The 22,032-nt window shown below is 45.1% G+C and carries 15 protein-coding genes; 8 read left to right on the plus strand and 7 right to left on the minus strand.

The annotated features are described in order from the left end of the window. Nucleotides 1–290 precede the first annotated feature (290 nt). The 5 genes from VA249_RS20590 to VA249_RS20610 form a co-directional block, all read right to left on the minus strand. Nucleotides 291–2,351, minus strand: coding sequence for an alpha-amylase (locus VA249_RS20590; RefSeq protein ID WP_221072266.1), 2,061 nt, complete (start codon nucleotides 2,349–2,351; stop codon nucleotides 291–293). 267 nt (nucleotides 2,352–2,618) lie between these two features. Beyond that, entirely contained in the window at nucleotides 2,619–3,233 is a 615-nt protein-coding gene (mtgA, locus tag VA249_RS20595) for a monofunctional biosynthetic peptidoglycan transglycosylase (protein WP_242598086.1), read from the minus strand. Between the two features lie 203 nt (nucleotides 3,234–3,436). After that, nucleotides 3,437–5,665 carry a 1,4-alpha-glucan branching protein GlgB gene (gene glgB, locus VA249_RS20600; RefSeq protein ID WP_221070843.1) on the minus strand — a complete coding sequence of 743 codons (2,229 nt, stop codon included), beginning with the start codon at nucleotides 5,663–5,665 and terminating at the stop codon, nucleotides 3,437–3,439. A gap of 219 nt (nucleotides 5,666–5,884) precedes the next feature. Continuing rightward, nucleotides 5,885–8,065 (minus strand): 4-alpha-glucanotransferase, encoded by a 2,181-nt coding sequence (gene malQ, locus VA249_RS20605; RefSeq protein ID WP_128813387.1) that lies wholly within the window; start codon nucleotides 8,063–8,065, stop codon nucleotides 5,885–5,887. Nucleotides 8,066–8,179: 114 nt separating this feature from the next. Then, nucleotides 8,180–10,633 (minus strand): glycogen/starch/alpha-glucan phosphorylase, encoded by a 2,454-nt coding sequence (locus VA249_RS20610; protein WP_221070845.1) that lies wholly within the window; start codon nucleotides 10,631–10,633, stop codon nucleotides 8,180–8,182. Between the two features lie 566 nt (nucleotides 10,634–11,199). Here VA249_RS20610 and malT point away from each other — a divergent pair. From malT to sstT, 8 genes are all read left to right on the plus strand, one after another. Further along, nucleotides 11,200–13,908: an HTH-type transcriptional regulator MalT gene (malT, locus tag VA249_RS20615; protein WP_221070847.1), complete on the plus strand. Its 2,709-nt coding sequence runs from the start codon at nucleotides 11,200–11,202 to the stop codon at nucleotides 13,906–13,908. A gap of 670 nt (nucleotides 13,909–14,578) precedes the next feature. Beyond that, nucleotides 14,579–15,496: a polyprenyl-phosphate transporter gene (locus tag VA249_RS20620; protein WP_221070849.1), complete on the plus strand. Its 918-nt coding sequence runs from the start codon at nucleotides 14,579–14,581 to the stop codon at nucleotides 15,494–15,496. 165 nt (nucleotides 15,497–15,661) lie between these two features. Next, a complete protein-coding gene (locus VA249_RS20625; RefSeq protein WP_221070851.1) occupies nucleotides 15,662–16,087 on the plus strand; it encodes a hypothetical protein in 426 nt (141 codons plus the stop codon). 9 nt (nucleotides 16,088–16,096) lie between these two features. Next, a complete protein-coding gene (locus tag VA249_RS20630; RefSeq protein WP_221070853.1) occupies nucleotides 16,097–16,711 on the plus strand; it encodes an SCO family protein in 615 nt (204 codons plus the stop codon). After that, nucleotides 16,698–17,165, plus strand: coding sequence for a copper chaperone PCu(A)C (locus VA249_RS20635; RefSeq protein ID WP_221070855.1), 468 nt, complete (start codon nucleotides 16,698–16,700; stop codon nucleotides 17,163–17,165). The genes VA249_RS20630 and VA249_RS20635 overlap by 14 nt, the downstream gene beginning before the upstream one ends. 121 nt (nucleotides 17,166–17,286) lie before the next feature. Further along, complete coding sequence (locus VA249_RS20640; RefSeq protein ID WP_128813392.1) at nucleotides 17,287–17,601, plus strand: PTS sugar transporter subunit IIB; 315 nt, start codon at nucleotides 17,287–17,289, stop codon at nucleotides 17,599–17,601. Nucleotides 17,602–17,843: 242 nt separating this feature from the next. Beyond that, nucleotides 17,844–18,920 (plus strand): ribosome small subunit-dependent GTPase A, encoded by a 1,077-nt coding sequence (gene rsgA, locus VA249_RS20645; protein WP_221070858.1) that lies wholly within the window; start codon nucleotides 17,844–17,846, stop codon nucleotides 18,918–18,920. 515 nt (nucleotides 18,921–19,435) lie between these two features. After that, nucleotides 19,436–20,656, plus strand: a complete 1,221-nt coding sequence (gene sstT / locus VA249_RS20650; protein ID WP_221070860.1) for a serine/threonine transporter SstT — start codon at nucleotides 19,436–19,438, stop codon at nucleotides 20,654–20,656. Between the two features lie 147 nt (nucleotides 20,657–20,803). On the opposite strand, the gene pdxY is transcribed toward sstT, so the two are convergent. Together pdxY and VA249_RS20660 are read right to left on the minus strand one after the other, a co-directional pair. Continuing rightward, complete coding sequence (pdxY, locus tag VA249_RS20655) at nucleotides 20,804–21,673, minus strand: pyridoxal kinase PdxY (RefSeq protein ID WP_221070861.1); 870 nt, start codon at nucleotides 21,671–21,673, stop codon at nucleotides 20,804–20,806. A 107-nt stretch (nucleotides 21,674–21,780) separates the two neighbouring features. Beyond that, nucleotides 21,781–21,963 carry an AbrB/MazE/SpoVT family DNA-binding domain-containing protein gene (locus VA249_RS20660; protein WP_221070862.1) on the minus strand — a complete coding sequence of 61 codons (183 nt, stop codon included), beginning with the start codon at nucleotides 21,961–21,963 and terminating at the stop codon, nucleotides 21,781–21,783. Between the last annotated feature and the right edge of the window lie 69 nt (nucleotides 21,964–22,032).

Genomic DNA, 22,032 nt, shown 5'->3' on the forward strand with positions numbered 1-22,032 from the left:
CAATACGTTAAATTACACCATCAATTGTTGGTAAAATATAACTGAAGCACATTATTTACTCCAAGATAAAAACAAAACATATACGTATATCTTATTGTTTAAACGCTCTTTTAATGGATGAATGAAAATTTTTAAACGACTGTATTTTGCTCAAAACCTCACCACCATCGTTTATTTAGTGAACATCGTTTATTTCGTGAAATAGCCTAAAAATAAAAGAGCCTTTCCAGGGAGGACCAAAGAAAGGCTCATGAGCGGTTTTTAATCAAAATATAAACGCTTACGCGGCGTTATTTGTCCCGCCCTACAAACGCGATCACCACTTTGTCGTTCCCTAACGAACGTGAGAACACATACGCATTCTCTTGTTCAATGACTTGATGTGTCCCTGCACCGATCGCTGGGTGCGCTTGGCGGAATTGACCTAATGTCTGCCAATGCTTGAGCAATGCTTGCTTCTCATCGGACAAAGTCCAAACCATGTCAGATCGCGTGCCTTGGTGAAAATCATCCGCGTAAGGACCAATATTACGTCCCACCTCATCACCGTAGTAAACCTGAACAGCACCAGGGCTTAGAAGCAGTGCGTTAGCGGCGTTACGCTGCATGCCGTAATCTTTGAAACGAGAGAAGAACAGCTCAGTGTCGTGGGAAGACATGTAACTCACTGGGTTAAAGTCTTTCTCGTTAGCAATTGTGTTTGCGTAGCTTTCATAGGTGTCTGCCATTTGGCTGAAACACGCCGCGCCTTTGTCTAACTTTTTCTGCATGTCGAAGTTAATCAAGGCGTCAAAGCCGTCGTCAAAATATGGGCTACGATAAGCGGTATGTCCCCATACTTCGCCCATCATCCAGAATGGCTGACCCGATTTGCCGTTCTCTTTACGCCACTGCTCAAGACTGTTTGATGCCTCTTCTTTTAAACGCTTCCAGACATCACTTTCAACGTGCTTCACTGTATCAACACGATAGCCATCAATACCAAAGCGTTTTACCCAGTCTGTTTGCCACTCAATTAAGTAATCGGAGACGGTGTAATTGTCACGGGCTTCTACGCGAGTGCCCGGGTTATCCAAGAGCCATTGCGCTGGTTTTACGGCTTTGTCTGATTCAGTGATAAAGTCAGGTAAACCCGCCAATGACGTGGTGATGTCGCTGCTGCCAGGTGCAGGGTAGCCCGGTAAACCGGTTCTTACCCAGTCACCGCCCCACCATTTGACCCAGTTTGGACTTTGGTAATCGATATTCTGGTGGTAGCTATGCCAGTTCTCACCTGTTTTGGGTTGCCAGTCGCGCCATTGCTTAGGCAAGTCAGCGCTTGGCTTTAATACTTCAATGCCGTCAAACTGTAAATCCGCCAAGGTTGCGTAACCGGTGTGGTTAACAACCGCATCCATCAGGACTTTAAGACCACGTTTGTGCGCCTCTTCCACCAGCATTTTTAGATCGTTTTCGTTGCCGAAGTTTTCATCAATCTTGGTGAAATCACGCGTCCAGTAACCGTGGTAAGCGTAAAATGGGAATGAACCGCTATCGCCGCCACCCACAAAACCGTGCACTTGCTCGACGATTGGCGATAGCCAAATGGCGTCTGTGCCTAAACTTTTGATGTAATCCAATTTCTCGATCACACCTTTTAGGTCACCACCATGGAACGTACCGATTTCCTCTTTACCGTCTTTTTTACGACCGTAGCTGTTATCGTTACTGGTATCTGCATTATTGAAACGATCGACCATCACAAAATAGATGTTGGCATTGCGGTAATCGAACGGTACCGCTTCTTTGGTTTTCTTCATTGGCTCTAGCAGCACTAAACCGCCGGATTCTTTACTTGGTGTCAACGTTACTTGCTGGTCTTTTACTTCGACCATTTGCCCAGAATAAGCATCACGCAACTTAGTGCCATCAGGGAAACTAGTACCTAGCACAATAGTGACTTCGCCGCCTTGGTACACCTCACATTGCACCTGTGGAATTGGGCGTCTGAATTCTGTCTTGGCAGCTTTCTTCGGTTCACGCTTAAAACGCAGTGTTTTCGCTTCCGCATCAAAAGCAAAGGAGTAATCGCCGGTAAAGCGGATTTTTAACGGCAGCTCAGTGGGTTTACCGCAGTTCAGTTCGATGGGTTTGTTGAATTTGACTTTCTGGCCATCGGGCGCAATACAGTCACCCTTAACACCCGTAATTTTGAGTGTATAACCGTCTTTGGTTAAAGGCACAACCAGAGGTTGCTCTGCACTTAAAGGAAAATCACGGCTGTTGGTCGTGGTAGATATGGTGATATTTGGCTCAGCGATGGCACTTGCCGATGCAAGCAATAAAGTCGTAGTTATCAGATTCAGTTTCATCATTCAGTCCATTGGTTGCGCATGTTTACTGCGCTAAATTATTAGTTTTATTCACGCTAATACTAAATGGATTAAAAACTGAGCACATCATTCTGAAAGGCTACGCCCTAAAGCTTGTGATGCTTCACAATTTGCGTTTATTGGGGCGTAGTTCTATTTACAAAAATCTGATTTTTAAAGTTTAAAGCTCAAAACTTAGAAGCTTAGTAACCTAGAAACTTAGTAACTTAGAAACTTAGAGACTTAGAAACTTAGAGACTTAGAAACTTAAAGTTGTACAGGACCGAGGTTACGCATCTGTTTCATCGCCCAATTGACACGATTTACCGTGTAAGAGGTTTGTGGGTACACCTTGATTCGATAGGGGTTTGGCAACACCACCGCTAAACGCGCCGCTTGACGAGCAGATAATCGCTTAGCCGGAATACCGAAGTAATTTTGGGCCGCTGCTTCTGCCCCATAAATTCCTGGTCCAAACTCCACTACGTTTAAATACACTTCTAAAATACGTTCTTTCCCCCACATCGCTTCCATTAGCAACGCAAAGTAGAGTTCATAAGCTTTACGAATATAGGAATGAGATGGGAATAGGAACACATTCTTCGCCGTTTGCTGCGTAATGGTGCTTGCACCTCTTGATGGGCCGTTGTCTCCAGCTTCGGAGATCACCTTAAATAAAGAATCAAAATCAACACCATAATGCGTCGGGAATGTCTGATCTTCCGTCGCAATGACGGCAAGTTGCATGTTTTTAGAAATATTGCTCAACGGTACCCATTCGTGCTGACTACTTTCAGGGTAACTTTCAGGAGGTGAAATCCATCGACTGATCTTCCAACCCCAAATAGGCGGGTCAATGAATTTGACGACGCCGACGAGCATGACGGGCAAGAGTAGTAGCACTAATAAAACATTGAATAAAAGGGATTTTATCTTTCTCAAAGTCCGAACTAACCTGATGTCATAAAGTAATATGTGCAGTATAGAGTATGCCGCTTGTTAATAGTTAGGATATATTGGTCAAAAAAAGCCCGATTTACAATGTAAAGCGGGCTCGATATTAACTAAAACTGCACTAAGTATTTTTATTTCAGTAATTTATAAAAAACTGTAGAAAGTGGCGGTAGGCGTAATTCAATAGATTGAGGCAGAGATTCACTCTCCACTTCTTCCGTTGCTACGGTAGTCAGCACTTCAAAATCACTTCCGCCGTATTTTGCATCATCGGTGTTCAGAAGAAGTTCATACTCGCCTTCCATTGGAACACCCAAACGGAAATGCTCATGCGGTACCGGTGTGAAGTTGCTTATCACCAGTACACGTTCACCGTTTTGGCTAATACGTTCATGCGCTAGAATGCTCGCATCCGCTTCATCCTGTAGACGCCACTCAAAGCCAGCTGGTAAGCAATCTTGATCGTGCATCGCCGCTTCATCACGGTACAAATGGTTCAAGTCACGAATTAATGTTTGCACACCGTTATGACGACCGAACTCCAACAAGAACCATTGTAGCTGGTCATCATGGTTCCATTCAGCAGTTTGCCCTAGCTCTGCACCCATAAAGTTCAGCTTCTTACCCGGTTGGCCGTACATGTAACCGAAGTAAGCACGCAGGTTCGCCGTTTGCTGCCACTCATCACCCGGCATTTTATTATGGATAGAGCCTTTGCCGTACACCACTTCATCATGTGATAGCGACAATACGTAGTTTTCGCTGTGTGCGTAAACAAGCGGGAAAGTGATGGTATTGTGGTGGTATTTGCGGTGAACAGGATCTTCTTGGATGTAAGAAAGACTGTCGTGCATCCAACCCATATTCCACTTAAAGCCAAATCCTAAACCACCCATAAATGTCGGGGCAGAGACACCCGGGAATGCCGTCGATTCTTCTGCAATCGTCATCGCATTCGGGAAGTGCTTATACACTTCTTCGTTCATCCACTTCAGTGTTGCGATCGCATCATAGTTCTCGTTACCGCCGTCCACGTTCGGGATCCATTGATCGTGGCTACGCGAGTAATCAAGGTAAAGCATCGAAGCCACAGCATCAACGCGGATGCCATCAATATGGAATTGCTCGAACCAATACAGTGCGTTAGACACTAGGAAACGGCGGACATGTTCACGACCTAGATCGTAGATGTAAGAGTTCCAGTCTTGGTGCCAACCGCGACGAGGATCTGGATCGTGGAACAGAGGCGTACCATCAAAGTTCGCTAAGCCATGATCATCCGACGGGAAGTGCGCAGGTACCCAATCCAACACCACACCCAAGCCAGCTTGGTGACACGCATCAACGAAGAATTTAAAATCATCAGGTGAGCCATAACGACTCGTCGGCGCAAACAAGCCTACCGGTTGGTAACCCCAAGAGCCAAAGAACGGATGTTCTGAAACGGGCATAAGCTCAACGTGGGTGTAGCCCATGTCTACAAGGTAAGGGACTAACTCAGCGGCCAATTCTCGGTAGTTTAGGAAATCGCCATCTTGATTGCGCTTCCAAGAGCCGGCGTGCAGTTCGTAGAAAGACAAAGCTTCATCACGCTTTTGTGTCACTGGACGGTTTTGCCATTTCGCATCTTGCCATTGGTAACGATTGTGATCGTAGGTGATCGACGCAAATGACGGGTATTGCTCAGAATAGAAGCCCCAAGGATCTTGTTTGTGAGGAAGCCCTTCCCCATTCGGACCTTTAAGTTCGAATTTGTATTGTACGCCCTCTTCCAAACCAGGAATAAACAAGCCCCAGATACCGTAATCTAGACGCTGCATTGGATGGCGACGACCATCCCACTGGTTAAAGCTACCCACTAGGCTGATAGCAGATGCATGAGGGGCGTAAACAAGGAAACGAATACCAGAGATGTTTTCACCACCACGCTCTAGGGTCACAAATTGCGAACCCATGTAGCGGTACATATCTTTTGGCGTATGCAGGTGCTCGTATTCTTGATAAATATTGTGGTATTGATAAGGGTCATCAACAAGCTGTTCTACGCCATTCCAATCCACCGCTAATTGGTAATGGGTGAGGTGTAAATCACGCTTTTCTTTTAAAACAAAACTACTGTCACCATCGCAATTTAATTCGACGCGAGGCTCTCCATCAATAACCAACTCAACTTTATCCGCACCTGGCATCCAAACTCTCAATGAGCCAGTGTCATCATTTGCAAAAGGACCTAATGTTGCGAACGGATCTGAGTAAGCCGCCTCAGCGAGTAGTTCATAGGCGCGTTTGTGGTTCTTCTTTACCTTAGTTTTCAAATCTTTCTCCCTAGCACCGATATTCTCCTTATGGATTTTGAACATCGGATTTCCACAGCCAAACGTTGTGAACTCACATAAAAGACTGAGTTTTATTCTTTCTATAAATAAAACCGCGTCAAAAAACAAAAATGCCCGCTATTGTTGCGGGCATAATAACGGTACTCCATCCTAACGGATTGTGCCGATTTTTTGAGTGACCTAGGCTGTACTTTGCCACCTCGGTATCATTATTTTTACCAATACTCAGTCACTCAATCCATCTTATTTGCTCGCTTGCGCTCGCACTTCCGTTAAACGTTTTGAAATACGATTGACGTCTTCACGGCTGAAGATTTCATCTAGGTTCATCGACAGTTTACGACGCCAGTTTGGATACTCATCAACAGTACCTGGAATGTTGACTGGTTGCTCCATTTCTAGCCAGTCTTCTAACTGAACGCTAAGCAGAGCAGAATCGCCAGCAGCAACGTGCAGTTGAAGTGCTTCACTCAAGAAAGAGTCCATCGGAACATATTGAGCGTCATGACCAATATTCTCTGGCAGGTAACCGTGCCAACGAACGCTGTCTAGTATGCCTTGCTTGCACTTAAGGCGGTCATTAAACAGACCTTCCAGTTGCTGCTCATCTGGGTACAGACCGATCTCTCGCCCCATTTTTAAGTCATCACAGTGCCAGAAGCCACGTAGGGTCGGCATGTCATGTGTACACAGTGCCGACATAGACTGCTCAGCGTAATGCTTCGGAGAAATAAAACCGCCGTCGTCTTTCGATGTTTCGAAGAAGAATACCTTGTAAGAATGCACGCCAGCATCACGTAGGATATCTACGATCTCATCTGGCACCGTCCCCAAATCTTCGCCGATAACAGAACACTGATGACGGTGCGATTCAAGAGCAAGGATCGCTAGCATGTCCTCTACTGGGTAGTACAGGTATGCGCCTTCTGTCGCTTTCTCACCTTTTGGAATCCACCATAGGCGTAAAAGGCCAAGCACGTGGTCAATACGCAGCGCACCGCAATGCTTCATGTTAGCGCGAAGTAGCTTAACGTATGCATCGTAACCCGTAGCTTGCAGCACTTGTGGGTTAAGCGGAGGTAAACCCCAGTTTTGACCAAGTGGACCAAGAACATCTGGTGGCGCACCAATGCTTGCATCCATCACAAGGTTACCCTCATCGGCCCACGTTTCACTGCCCGAATCGGCGACACCAACGGCAAGGTCACGGTATAAACCAACCGACATGCCTTTTTCTTCCGCTAGCGCTTGCGCTTCTTTGATTTGATCGTCAGCAATCCACTGCAAGTACATGTACAGGTGCACACGCTCTTGATTATCTTTGATGTATTTCTGAGTAGCCGAAGAGTCGAATGTACGGAATTTCTCTGGGAATACTGGCCAACCCCACATGCTTGAGTCTTCAGCATGCAACTCACCATGCAGCGCATCAAATGCTGCTTGGTGAAGTAGGCTATCACCGCCGAGCTCAACGAATTCTAGGAATGCACGAGCACGATCCGTGTTCTTGTCTAGATGACGCGCTTTAAACTCACTAAATAGCAGTGGCAGAATGCTCATCTTGAGCTCAGACACTTCGGTGTAATTTACCCAGTGTGATTCACGAGCTTTTTGTAGACGTTGTTGGAACTCAGCGCTGCCAACACGTTGCTGAGCTTCCGCACTTAGTGCGAATTCAGGCACAGAACTGACGTCGATGTACATGATATTCAACCAACGACGAGAAGACGGGCTGTATGGGCTCGCACCTTCTGGATTCGCAGGGAACAATGAGTGAATTGGGTTCAAACCGATGAAGTCACCACCACGAGATGCGATGTCGCTTACCAACTGTTTAAGGTCGCCAAAGTCACCGATACCCCAGTTGTGCTGAGTGCGCAGCGTATAAAGCTGAATACTAGGACCCCATAGTTTTTTATGGTTCTCTAGCGCATCTTGTTTGAAACACGCTTTCGGTGTGATGATCAATGACATTTCGTACGGCGTTTTGCGGCGCTTACGGCTGATGATCAGTTTGTGGTAACCCCATGCCAAGTTCTTTGGCAATTCAAACACTAGAGGGCCACCCTCTGCTCGCTCATCACGAACAATTTGAGACTGAAGGTAGCCTTCAAGTACCTCTCCTTGTTCTGTTTCTAAACGCCAGTTAAATTCGCTCTCACGAGCACTCATGCCTAGGTTTAGTTCTACTTCAATAGCATCGCCATCGCGCAAAACAAGAACAGGGGCTAGTACATCTTTTTTATGCTTTTTCTCTGCTGAAGCCAATAGCTTCTCATCGCTGCTCGTATCGTAGCCAAGTGAAGTGAGCAAGCGGCGCAGTGTCTCTTCTGAAACTTTTGCCTCGTCTCCCCACGCGCTGACGTAGCTATCAGCTAAACGTGCCATGTCTGCGACTTTCTTTAATGCTGTTTGTTGTTTCATCGCTTTCTCCGAAGGTAATACCAACACCTTCCATGTAGGGTTTTATTGTTATCAATAACTGATCTTTGAAATGACCAAAGGTAGCGCTCGGCTACCTTGGTCTTAACTCTGGTTTTAGCGTTTCACCGCTTCAAGTTTCCAGATGTTGTTCACATAGTCTCGAATCGAGCGGTCTGATGTGAACTTACCAACTAGGGCAGTGTTAAGAATTGCTTTCTTAGCCCAGCCTGCTTGGTCTTTGTATTGTTTGCCCATTTCTTCATGCGCTTTCACATAAGATGCGAAGTCAGCAAGACATAGGTATGGGTCACCGCCATCTAGTAAGCTATCGAATGTTGCGCGCAGTAGACCTGGTTGACCTGGCGTAAACTCGTCACCTGTTAGTAGGTCTAGAGACGCTTTCAGTAGGTGATCGGCGTTGTAGTAGTCGTAAGGGTTGTAGCCAGCTGCTTTAACCGCTTTCACACCCTCTACATCAAGACCGAAGATGTAGATGTTCTCGTCGCCCACTTCTTCACGAATCTCAACGTTCGCACCATCCATCGTGCCGATAGTAAGAGCACCGTTCAGCGCCATCTTCATGTTACCTGTACCCGATGCTTCTTTACCCGCTAGCGAGATTTGCTGTGAAACGTCTGCCGCTGGGATGATGATCTCAGCCATGCTCACGCGGTAGTCAGGGATGAATACCACTTTCAGTTTGTTACCGATGCGAGGATCGTTGTTGATCTTCTCTGCAACCTTGTTTACTGCGAACATAATTTCTTTCGCTAGGTGGTAACCCGGCGCAGCTTTCGCTGCGAAGAAACATACGCGTGGCTCACACTCGAAACCAGGTTCGTTCAGGATGCGGTGGTATAGAGACAGAATGTGCAGCAGATCTAGGTGCTGACGCTTGTACTCGTGCAGACGCTTGATTTGAACATCGAAGATAGCATTAGTATCTAGCTCGATACCCATGTTATCTAGAACCCAATCAGCAAGACGCTGTTTGTTTTCTTTCTTAACAGCCATGAATTCTTTTTGGAATTTCGCGTCTGTTGCGTATTTAGCAATGCCCTCTAATTGCTCAAGTTTTGCTGGCCACTCAGAACCGATCTTGTCAGTGATTAGCTGAGAAAGACCTGGGTTACAGAACTTCAACCAACGACGTGGCGTGATACCGTTCGTTACGTTGTGTAGACGAGTTGGGTACATTTCGTGGAACTCTGGGAATAGGTCTTTCTTAACCAATTCAGAGTGAAGTGCTGCTACGCCGTTTACTGCGTAAGAGCCGATTACACATAGGTTTGCCATGCGAACCATGCGGTTGAAACCTTCTTGGATGATAGAAAGCTTCGCTTGCTTCTCGCCGTCACCAGGCCACATCTTACGAACATCTTGTAGGAAGCGGTGGTTGATTTCAAAGATGATTTCCATGTGACGTGGAAGTAGACGCTGGATTAGCGACTCTGGCCATGTCTCTAGTGCTTCTGGAAGTAGCGTGTGGTTGGTGTACGCAAATGTCTGAGAGCTGATTTCCCATGCTGCTTCCCAAGTCAGACCTTTTTCATCCATTAGGATGCGCATTAGCTCAGGGATAGCAATTGTTGGGTGCGTATCGTTAAGCTGGATAGTCTCTTGCTTCGGTAGATCCGCTAGCGAGTAGCCTGCCGCTTCGTGGCGACGTAGGATATCGCGTACCGATGCTGCTGAGTGGAAGTACTGTTGCATTAGACGCAGTGTTTTACCTTTTTCGTGGTTATCGTTCGGGTAAAGCACTTTCGTGATGTTACCTGCATCGATCAACGCGTGTTGCGCTTCGAAGTAATCACCATTGTTAAAGCTCGCTAGTGAGAATGGTGCAATTGCCTGACATTCCCAAAGACGCAGAGGGTAAACCGTATCTGATTCGTAACCGACGATAGGTAGATCCCAAGGCATTGCTTTTACAGACATGCCAGGAACCCATTTACGAACTTCTTTACCGTTCTCGTTGACCACTTCAACGTGACCGTAGAAACCGATTTCTTGTGCTAGTTCTGGACGAGCAATTTCCCAAGGGTAACCCTCAACACCGCGCCACGCGTCTGGTGCTTCTTGTTGGCGACCATCTTTGAAAGACTGCTTAAATAGACCGTATTCGTAATGCAGGCCGTAACCGACTGTTGGGAATTCTTGCGCTGCACATGAATCCATGAAACACGCCGCTAGACGACCTAGACCACCGTTACCCAATGATGGGTCACGCTCTTCTTCTAGAAGGTCTGTTAGGTTGTAGCCAAGTTCAGCCATTGCTTCAGTGATCTCTTCATAAAGACCCATGCTGATTAGGTTGTTACCCGTCAAACGACCGATTAGGAATTCTAGAGAAAGGTAGTTAACACTTTTCGCATTCTTGATGCGAGGATCTTCTTCTGTAGCAAGCAAGTCACAAGTCGTGAATTCTGCCAGTGCGCGACCCATTGCTAGGTACCATGCGCGGCTGTCTGCATTTTCAATCGTGTGTGCATAAGTTACCGATAGATGCTTCTTCACACTCTCTTGGAACGACTTCTTATCAAATTGTTTTTGTTGAGTAGGTTTCATTAAGAAATTCTCACGTCATTTAGTAATTCATCTGCCATACATCGTGCATTTCCCACTGTGAATAAACATCCTCCTATTTCTCATCCTTTGTGGGAGGAGGACGGAGGGCGTAGAGGGGAAAAGCCTGTAAAGTTAGTGATCCAAATCTCAACAAGACTCCTCTGAGCACATTTCTTAGTGATTCGGATCACAGTGAACTCAGAGAAAGACTAAATTTTGTTCATGACGTTTTTTATTTTCCTTTTTTAATCTTGTGTAAAAAGTGTCTCATTGATCACATTTCAATTTCTAACATCCATAAATTTTTCGTCATAGATGTGCAACTCATTCTACATCAAATCAATACTTGCGATGTTAAAGTGACCAATATCACAAATACAGGGCGTAGTTGGTGGCATTTTCAGCAACTCTTGAGAATTAGGAAGTGGATCAAAGTCAGAGGCAATTCTGATGTCGTAACATCCAAAGCGACTCAAGACGCTGTACAATTTTCACACAGAACAAATTTAATCTTGTGAGTCTCTTTTAAGTTTCGCTAGCTCAAAAAATTAAGGACAGAATAAATAATGTGGATTCCATCTAAACTGACTCGTCCAGGTCGCCTACATAATGCAATCGTACGACCGCGAGTATTGGACTTACTACAACAAGCGCCTTACTACAAATTAGTACTATTCCGCTCGCCTGCTGGTTACGGAAAAACCACCATGGCAGCTCAGTGGTTATCAGATAAGCCCAATGTGGGCTGGTATAGCATTGACGACAGTGATAACGACGGTTTTCGCTTCGTAAACTACCTACTGCAAGCATTGAATAAAGCCACAAACTACAACTGCTCAAATGCGCAAAAGCTTGCTGAAAAGCGTCAGTTCTCTTCATTACGATCATTATTTAGCGAAGTTTTCGCTGAAATGTCCGACTTTCAACACGAGTGTTATGTTGTATTGGATGATTACCATTTGGTCACCAACGACGAAATTCATGAGTCCATGCGATTTTTCTTAAAGCACATGCCCGATAACCTAACGGTGGTAGTAACAAGTCGTGCGGCGCCACCACTTGGCACTGCAAACTTGCGTGTCCGTGATTTAATGATCGAAATCGGCAATGAAATGTTGGCATTCGATACAGAAGAAACGACGCGCTTTTTTAATCAGCGCATCGCCGATGGTATCGATGAAGACATGGCAAACAATCTACGCACCTATGTCGAGGGTTGGCCGTCTGCGTTACAGTTGATAGCACTTCAAGCACAACATCAAAATCGCACCTTAGCGCAAACCGTCGAATCAGTTTCTCAATTTAATCACGCGCATTTATGGGATTACTTGGTCGAAGAAGTCTTTGATTTACTCGACAACGAAACGCGCCACTTTTTAATGCAAGTGTCTGTTCTCGATCACTTTAATGACGAACTCGTATTCGCTTTGACTCAACGCGAAGATGCGCTAGGAATGATTGAGTCGCTAAACCGTTATGGTTTGTTTATCTATCCTCTAGAGGGAGAGCAGAACTGGTTCCGCTTCCACAATTTGTTTGGTGAGTTCTTATCACACGAACGTTTAGCCCGCATTCCACAACAAGAAAAAGATTTACACCGCAATGCTGCGGTCGCTTGGCTAAAACAAAAATCACCCCACCAAGCTATTCACCATGCGCAAAAGTCGAGCGATACCGATTTGATCGTGGAAATTCTAAACGAATTTGGTTGGAAGATGTTTAACCAAGGTGAGCTAACCACCCTCGAAGAAGCGATCAATCAACTGGATAGAGAACTGTTATTCAGCCACCCTAAGCTGTCCATGTTACGTGCATGGTTGGCGCAAAGCCAACACCGCTACAATCAAGTTGGAGAGCTACTAGCGGAGGCAGAAGAAGAGCATCAAAAACGTAATATTGAACTCGATTCAGGTTATCAAGGTCAAGCGAATGCGCTACTCGCTCAGGTTGCTATCAACAGTAACCAACCAGAGCGCGCGTTGGAATTGGCCGAACTGGCACTCAGCCAATTGGATCCCACCGTATATCGTAGCCGCATTGTCGCGACCTCTGTTGTGGGAGAAGTAAACCACGTACTCGGAAAACTCGATCGCGCCCTGCCAATGATGCAGCAAACAGAAAAACTTGCTCGTCAATACCAAGTTTACCATCAAGCTCTGTGGGCAATTCTGCAACAAAGCGAAATCATGATTGCACAAGGTTACGTTCAAGCAGCATACGAACTGCAAGATTCTGCATTCCGCCTTATCGAAGATCAGCAATTACAACATGTTCCTCTTCATGAGTTCTTACTGCGTATTCGTGCACAAGTGCTCTGGTGCTGGAATCGTTTGGATGAAGCGGAAGAATGTGCATACAAAGGGTTACAAATTCTTGAAAACCACTCTCCTAGTAAGCATTTACACAGTTACTCAATGCTTGCACGCATTGCAATTGGTCGAGGAGAGTTGGACAAAGCGGGTAAGTTTATCGAACATATCCAACATTTGATGAAGCAGTCCATTTACCACGTCGATTGGACAGCAAACGCATCCCTTTCATTGATATTGTTCTGGCAAGCACGCGGAAATACTGAAGCCATTCAAGAATGGTTAGACACTGCTGTTCGCCCCGAATCCGCTTGCAACCACTTTCAACAATTGCAATGGCGCAATATTGTGCGCGCTCACATCAACTTGGGTCAGTACGATGAAGCTCGTCAAGCACTTACATTCTTGAAAAGTGAAGCGCACCGAACCAGTTTGATTACCGATACCAACCGAAACCTTGTCGTAGAAGCGGTATTTGCAGCCCGTCAAAAAGATGAAGAGCAAGCCAAAGCGCTACTAAAAGAAGCATTAGTGATGACGAACCAAACCGGAATGGTCGGCAACTTCTTAATTGATGGAGCAACGATTGGTAGCTTATTAGAAAAACTCAGCCTGCGTCATGAGCTCGGCGATCTTGAACGTCACCGTGCACAGCAATTGATGAAAGACATCTCATCGAACCAACGCAGCCGCTCTATTCACTTTGATGAAGACTTCATCGAGAAATTGGTTAACCACCCGAATGTGCCAGAGCTCGTGCGCACGAGCCCATTGACTCAACGTGAATGGCAAGTCCTTGGATTGATTTACTCTGGCTTTAGCAACGAGCAGATAGCTCAAGAGCTTGATGTCGCGGGAACCACGATCAAAACGCATATTCGCAATCTGTATCAAAAACTGAATATCGCAAATCGTAAAGAAGCGATCGTTACAGCGGAGAATTTATTGCAATTAATGGGTTATTAAACGCGATGAAATCATCATTAACTTAAGCAAGTAGCCTTACTTGTAATATGGCCTTTAGATAAGGGTTGGCGTTATGCGTCGGCCCTTTTTTATAAAAGAGTGCAAATTGCAAAACTGGTAAAAAACATTTTACATATGTTTCACTTTTATTTTCGACACGTCATTATTCAAATCATAACTGTGTGCCAAAAGCCTAAATACGCTTTGAAAGCACTATTTTAATCTAACATGAATATACAAAAGGCAAAAAAATAGCCAATCGCAACAATCGCGATTGGCTTATGTATGATGTGAACAATGTATATTCACTAACAACGTCAGTTGGCTAGGTGACCCTCGGCTTAAGAAGGGTCGACAAGAATTATGCATTAACCATGCCAATATTGGAAGTATTATTTTTGGGCACTAGATCTCATATCAGTGACGCTGCACAAGGCAAAAATTGCAATATGCAAAAACAGAATGCAAATCGCAATTGCAATACGAAAATTAACTTGGTAAATGATAAATTACTCATAATGAAATAATTTCATTATGAGTAATTTATGAGCCACGAGAATGACTTTACTCGCAAAGGCCTTGCTCTTTGATTTAGAAATAACGATTTCATACTTTTTTGACAGCAATGTTTGTATACTCACTCCCATCCATATGACTTAGTAACTAAGAAATGAACTATCTAACCACTTTTTTAAAAGGGATAGCCATGGGAGCAGCCGATGTTGTCCCTGGTGTATCTGGCGGCACCATCGCATTCATCACAGGTATTTACGATACACTGCTAGAGAGTATTCGACGCATTAACCCCTCTCTTTTCGGAATCTGGAGAAAGGACGGCTTTAAAGCGGCGTTTAACCACATTAATGGTTTCTTTCTAATTTCACTGTTTGCTGGCATTTTTACCAGTATCGCGACATTAGCCAAGTTAATTACCTGGCTTCTAGACACCCACCCAATTCCAATTTGGTCATTCTTCTTTGGTCTGATTTTGGTCTCTGTGTACCACATCATTCGCCAAGTAGAAAAGCGCGATGCCGTTCGCTTTATCGCATTATTAATTGGTATTGGTTTTGCCTACAGCATCACGGTACTAAAGCCACTGCACATGGAGCCAACAGCAATTAACACGGTTCTTGCTGGTGCTATCGCAATTTGTGCAATGATTCTACCGGGTATCTCAGGCAGCTTTATTTTGCTGCTTATTGGCATGTACACGCCTGTTTTAGGCGCCGTAAAAGGCTTTGAAATTGATATCCTTGCGCTGTTTTTAATTGGCTGTGTCGGTGGCTTATTGTCATTCTCTCATCTGTTATCCTGGTTACTCCGTAAGTTTCGTGATCTCACATTAATGTTCCTTACGGGATTGATGATTGGCACTCTGCCGAAGATCTGGCCTTGGAAAGAAACATTAACATGGCGTACAAACTCGAAAGGTGAGCAAGTACCGTTGCTGCAACAAAACCTGTCGCCGTTTGAATTTGAACACATCACCTCTCAACCATCACAATTAGTGATCGCCGTTATTATGATGTTTGCTGCCATTGCGTTAGTGCTTGGCCTAGAAAAGTTCGCAGATTCAAACAAATAGATACGATGATATTCAATCTAAAGCGGAGCCAAGAGCTCCGCTTTTTTTATGTCCAAATAATCACACTAGGCAGGATTCAGCGCACAATTTATCAATATGGAAAGTTTTCACCCATTGTATCTGTGCTAGGATGCAGCAATGTTAAGTGTTACGTACTGAATCTTAATGAAAGTGTTAAAAATTGCAGGGGTCGCAGTCGCGCTCGTAGCGGGTTTTTATGCGCCTACCCTTATCAAACATTTTTCTTCACCATCAGAATTGACCTCACTAGATGGATATTGCCTCCTTTCAACACAAGCATGTGTGCAAGATGATGTCTCAATGACGCTAAGCGTGGACACCGCTCAACCTCTCATTCCAGCCCAAATCGAAGTCAGCTGGAAAGACAATGGTGCCGACCAACTGGTTCTCAGTTTAGTGGGCCGTGAAATGGACATGGGAAAACCCACATTCATACTAAAAAGAGTATCTTCGGGTAAATTCGTTGGCGACATCACGCTTCCCGTTTGTACACATGGCTCAATGACGTGGTTAGGTGAACTTTCTGATGGCACCAACACCCTTAACCCAGCCATAAAAATGCAAAGATAAGGAGTCAATATGAGCCGCAACTGGTCTCTGTTTTTGGTCGTCGCATTTGTATTCGGCTTCGGAACCAAAACTTACCTCGATAGCCGAAAGGAAGTAGAAAACCGACAAGAAACCGCTGCTACGCAAAGTGTGTTGTTCGGTGAGGGCAATAAACCTGTCGATATTTTCGATACCAACGATGACCGCATTCGCATTGTCTATTTTGGCTTTACGCGTTGCCCTGATGTCTGTCCAACATCATTAGCCATGCTTGCAGGCGCACTCAACCAAATTGACGACTCGCAAAAAGCGCAGCTTCGACCAATGTTTGTTTCTCTTGACCCAGAGCGTGACGAAGCCGATTCCTCAGCCAAATACGCCCACTACTTTCACCCAATGATTGAGGGGCTCTCTGCCCCACTCGACGTGACGACACCTCTCGCTCATAAGTACGGCGTTATTTTTCGTAAAACAGAACTTGAAGGTTCAGAACTTAAGTACACACTGGACCACAGTTCTTATTTCTACTTTTTGAAGCCCGATGGCACGCTCATAACAAAAGTGCCACATACATTAACGCCTGCGCCGATCGTAAATGCGATCTCGCAATTGACTGCCGAAGGAACGAATAATGAAAGCAAATAATGCACTCAAAACTCTGGCTCTTAGTGCCATTCTTCTAAGCCCATTTGCTCAAGCGGACTTAAAAGTCATGCCACATGAACCCTATGCTCGTGCAATGGCGCCTGGCGCAACCACCAGCGCCGTATTTGTCACGTTTGCCAATCGTAGCCCAGAAGACATCAATATTATCGCAGCAGAAACACCGGCGGCAGGTAAAGTGGAATTGCATGATGTCATTACCGATGGTGACGTGATGAAAATGCGCCAAATTGAACGCATCACACTAACCGCAAAAGAAACCACAGAGCTAAAACCAGGTAGCCTCCACATTATGCTATTCGACCTTAAAAAGCCGCTTAATGATGGGGATGAAATCGATGTTACAGTCACTTATGATAACGGCCAAAAACAAAGCTTTACCGCGCCCGTGAAGAAAGTCATGGCCGGAATGAAAAAGCACGAACACCACCATTAATGCTTGCTCGACAAATCAATTCAAAGCTCCTCAAACGTGAGGAGTTTTTTGTTCTAAATCAGAGCTAAAGCGCTGCGCCTACGCTATAAACAAAGCCCTGTTGCCAAACGAGCTTCTCACCATGTTAAAAGCCCTTTCTCGTCTTTTTAAAATGCTGACCCAAGTAAATCCCAATCTTGAGCAAGATGTCGACACCATCATACAAGCCATTGGTGGTTTGCAAAATTTGGTCGAAACAGGGGCTTGCGCCACAAGGTTACGCCTAACACTAAAAGATACTGCAATCGTGGATAGAAGCGCGTTGAAACAGCATGGAGCGTATGGAGTGGTAGCCATCGATGATCGCCATATCCAAATCATTTACGGCGTAAAAGCCAATACCTACTCACAAGAGATGGAAGAACGTCGAATAAAACACATATCAAAACGCAAATGAGTTGTATCAATCAAATAACAGCCGTTATACTCCGCTCGTTAATCACCCAACCAAGAGGAAATATGATGATTGTATTAAATAACACTAACTGGGCAGTGAAAGGGTAAACGTCCAACTTTTTCTCGTGGTTAAGCCACACCCCTCCTTTCTTTGCCCGGTTTTCACCGGGGTCAGCTCTATGCGAATTAGACCCTTATGCGATTAGTATTAAGGCGCTTTGTTGCGTCTGGGATAATTCAATAATGAATAAAACACATTCTTTTTGTGAAACACTACTTACTCAACCTAACCCATTAAAGCTATTAGGTTGGAAACCCTTTTTTCAACAACAACTGACGTTAGACGATTACGAAGACACGCTTTTCGCGCGAGTGATTGCTCACCATCGCAGTGGCTATGTTGTGGTAAGTGAACAAGGTGAAACCCATTTGCCTATTCATGCTTCGTTACCTAGCATGACGGTTGGCGACTGGGTGATACTAGACCACCAACAACAGTTTTCTCGTTTACTCGAGCGCCGCAGCTTATTCAGTCGTAAAGCAGCAGGCAGTAAAGTCGCCGAGCAACTTATCGCCGCCAACGTGGATACTGTCTTCATCGTTTGTTCACTAAATCACGACTTTAACCTCAGCCGCATTGAGCGTTACTTAACACTCGTTAATGACGCCGACGTCGAGCCCGTTATTGTGCTAACAAAAGCTGACTTATGTGATGATGCTGACGAACTCAAAGCTCAGGTACAAAAGCTCGACCCACTGCTTATGGTAGAAAGCGTTAATGGTCTCAATGAGTCAGACGTCGCCAAGTTAATGAGTTGGTGTGGTGAAGGTCAAACCGTCGCGTTTATCGGCTCTTCTGGGGTTGGGAAATCCACTTTAGTGAACACTCTACTTGGCGAGCAAGAGCAAGCTACTGGTGGTATTCGTGAAGATGACAGCAAGGGTCGGCACACAACCACTTCACGCTCAATCCATCTTCTAGCTTCTGGTGGGATCTTGATGGATACCCCTGGAATGCGAGAGATCCAATTGGCGGATTGCGAAGCAGGCGTGAGTGAGACCTTTGCGGATATTGAAGCACTAGCGGAAAACTGTCGATTCAGTGATTGTCAGCATCAAACGGAGCCGGGTTGCGCAGTTCAAATTGCAATTGAAGATGGCTCTTTAGAAATGCGCCGCTTTACTAACTATCAAAAGTTATTGCGTGAACAAGCCCACAATGGAGCCAGTCTCGCAGAGCAGAGAGCGCAGAACAAACAGTTTGGCAAGATGGTGCGCAGTACGATTGATGGAAAACGTAAGCGCCAGCAAGGTTTCTAGCCTGTTGTCTTTCAATTATCGATAAAACGAAGGAGGCGAAAGTCTCCTTTTTTCACTCTAAATTGCTGCTCATTAATACCTAGTTACACATAACAACACCACCCTTACCCAAAACAACATTCTGTAAACAATCGTCCTTAGAACAAACAAAAACTAGACACAAAATATTACCAAGCTAAGATGTGTGATATTCAACAGGTGAATCTGCTGGATAAATATACCCAAGTTGTCGTGAAATGCTTAGCTCAGCGAAAATAATTTGGTTTAAGAGACAACAACCACTTAGTTAACCAGTGGCACTCACTCGGTTATCATTGATAGGGTCCGTAAACCAAAACCTAATGTTATAAAGTTGAGCCTCATTGGCGAGTCACTTAAGTATAAATAGGAAATTGATAGTCCGTTCTCTTGGCAACGCAGAACCCATATTCAGATCCTTTTCGTTCAAGGAACATTACCTCCCGGTAATAACTGACGATGTGCCGTTGCTTAGACATAAATTGCAGGAATGAAGTATGCAACACAACAGTCTCGTTGCCCGATATGCTCGTGGCAACCTCGTTATCCAAATCCTCGTCGGTATCGCTTTAGGTATCTTACTTGCCACGGTCTCACCAAGCCATGCAGAAAGCGTTGGTATGCTTGGTAGCCTATTTGTTGGCGCACTGAAAGCGATCGCTCCTATCCTAGTTTTTATCTTGGTCGCAGCGTCTATCGCGAATCAAAAGAAAAACCAACACACCTACATGCGTCCAATCGTGGTGCTATACCTAGCGGGTACTTTCTTCGCGGCACTAACCGCAGTAGTACTAAGTTTCCTTTTCCCGACCCATTTAACGCTAGTCACCGGTGCAGAGGGTGCAACGCCACCACAAGGCATTGCTGAAGTCATTCATACCTTGTTATTCCAACTGGTTGATAACCCGGTTAATGCTCTAGTACAAGCTAACTACATTGGTATTCTTGCTTGGGGTGTTGGTCTAGGCTTAGCACTGCACCACGCGTCTGCAACAACAAAAGCGGTATTCGAAGATTTGAGCCACAGTGTGTCACACATTGTTCGCTTTATTATTCGCTTGGCACCATTTGGTATTTTTGGCCTTGTTGCCTCTACATTTGCAACAACGGGTTTTGGTGCACTAGCAAGCTACGCTCACCTGTTAGCCGTACTGCTCGGTGCAATGGCGATTATTGCGCTAGTTGTCAACCCAGCGATTGTCTTCTACAAAACGAAACAAAACCCTTACCCACTGGTTTTCCAATGCCTACGTGAAAGTGGTGTAACGGCATTTTTCACACGCTCAAGTGCAGCAAATATCCCAGTAAACATGACGCTATGTGAAAAACTGAACCTTGATGAAGATACGTACTCTGTATCGATTCCACTTGGTGCAACAATCAACATGGCTGGTGCAGCAATCACAATTACTACTCTAACACTTGCGGCTGTGCATACGATGGGCATCGAAGTTGACCTAATGACCGCATTGCTACTCAGCATTGTAGCCGCGGTATCGGCATGTGGTGCATCAGGTGTGGCAGGTGGCTCTTTGCTGCTTATTCCTCTTGCATGTGGTCTATTTGGTATTTCAAATGACGTAGCAATGCAAGTGGTAGCGGTTGGCTTTATTATCGGCGTAATTCAAGATTCTGCAGAAACGGCTCTGAACAGTTCCACTGACGTTATCTTTACTGCAGCGGTATGCCAAGCAGAACAGCAAAAAACACAGGCATAAACTAATAATTATAGAATTAGTCACTAACAGCATTAGACGCTAACAGCGATTAAACAAAAAGGGGGAGCCAATCATCGGCTCCCCCTTTTTTATGCAATTTGTTGTGATAGCCAGATTAACAGTCATCCGAGCATTGCACGGAAAAAACTAGGCTTGGCTGAGTGTCACTTCTTCCAACGGGAAATGCTCACTTGGTTCAACAAACTCTTGCTGAGCCTTAATGGTTTGCAGCTCCCACTCGCCAGCTTGATAAGTCGTGTTTAACACACCGTAACAAGCATCATGACAGTGCTGGAATGCTTCTTTTGCTGACCAGCCTTTCAATAGACCGGCGGTAAAGATCGCCGAGATCAAATCACCAACGCCCACAGGTGCTTTGGCAAATTCAAAATGAGGACGTTTCGCTAAATACGTACCTTCTTGCGTTGCCAATAACATGTTAAAACTGGTATCAGATAGGCAGTAAAGGTGTTTAACAAGCACCACTTTCGGACCTTTTGCTAATGCACGCTGACATGCTGTAATTGCATCGTCTAACGTATGAATTTCCATCTCAGCAAATTGGCTCAACTCAAACTGGTTCGGCACAATAACATCAGCCATTGGCATCAAACGCGTTAGCAAATTTTCTGCAATGCCCGGAGCCACGATACAACCTTTATCTGGCGCACCCATCACAGGATCACACACGTAAAGCGCTTCTGGATTCGCTTGTTTTACCTTGGTGACCGTATCAACAACAGCAAGGCATTGTTCTGCGCTGCCTTGATAACCCGTCAACACAGCTTGGCACTTTTCTAACGCACCAATGTTATTTAAACCACAAACGAGATCGCTGATGTCATCAGCAGAGAACGCACGTCCGGTCCATCCCTCTTGGTACTGAGTGTGGTTAGAAAATTGAACGGTGTGAATTGGCCACACTTCGAAGCCCATGCGTTGCATTGGGAAAACGGCACTACTGTTACCAGCGTGACCAAAAGAAACATGCGATTGTATAGAGAGGATACCTTGCATAGTACCAGACCTCTTCTTGTTGTTATCAATAGTTCAAAGACAGCGGCGAGCGCCAGATTTGCGAAACCAGTAGTGTATCTGACAAACCAAGATTCTCTAACTCAATTCTAGCTTTCTTTACTCGAATCGTCCGGTTCACTGGTTTTCAGCACCATTTTTTTTACTTCCATTTTGTCTTTATTAAGCGCAATTTCTAAGGAGTCTCCATCTTTTATCCCTAGTTCATTCAAAATCACGCTTGGAATGACTACGACGGTATCGTCACCGATTTTAACAGGTTGGCTTATCATCTTTGTCCTCCAATTATCGAAAATGAGTTTTCACGTTGTGGGTTACGTGTTTTTCTCCTTTTGGCATCA

It is taken from the genome of Vibrio alfacsensis (genome assembly GCF_019670485.1).
GTDB lineage: Bacteria > Pseudomonadota > Gammaproteobacteria > Enterobacterales > Vibrionaceae > Vibrio > Vibrio alfacsensis.